This window comes from Bacillus sp. SIMBA_031 (assembly GCF_046535225.1).
GTDB lineage: Bacteria > Bacillota > Bacilli > Bacillales > Bacillaceae > Bacillus > Bacillus velezensis.
Genome location: NZ_JAWRXC010000237.1, coordinates 1 through 272 on the forward strand (window position 1 = coordinate 1; position 272 = coordinate 272).

Here is a 272-nt window from a genome sequence, read left to right on the forward strand (position 1 = left end):
GGCGTCCACTGCTTTGCGCCCGATGGCACTCTCCTCGGCAAGATCCTGGTGCCGCAGACGGTCTCGAATATCTGCTTCGGCGGCATCAAGAAGAACCGCCTGTTCATCACCGCGACCCAGTCGCTCTATTCGATCTACACAACCGTCAACGGTGCACAGTATCCATAAGTGATCACGAGGCGCGGCGGGACGATTGGCGGAGCCCCCGCTGAAACACCTGCTTCATCTCGGCGAACCCGTCAAAGCCAAGATGCTGGGCAAAGCGAACGACG

The 272-nt window shown here is 59.6% G+C and carries 1 protein-coding gene; it reads left to right on the top strand.

All coding sequences use genetic code 11. From position 1 onward, the window contains the following. Positions 1–168, top strand: a 168-nt coding sequence (locus SB724_RS20150) for an SMP-30/gluconolactonase/LRE family protein (RefSeq protein ID WP_410572618.1), incomplete at its 5' end; no start/stop codon positions are given. Positions 169–272: the final 104 nt, after the last annotated feature.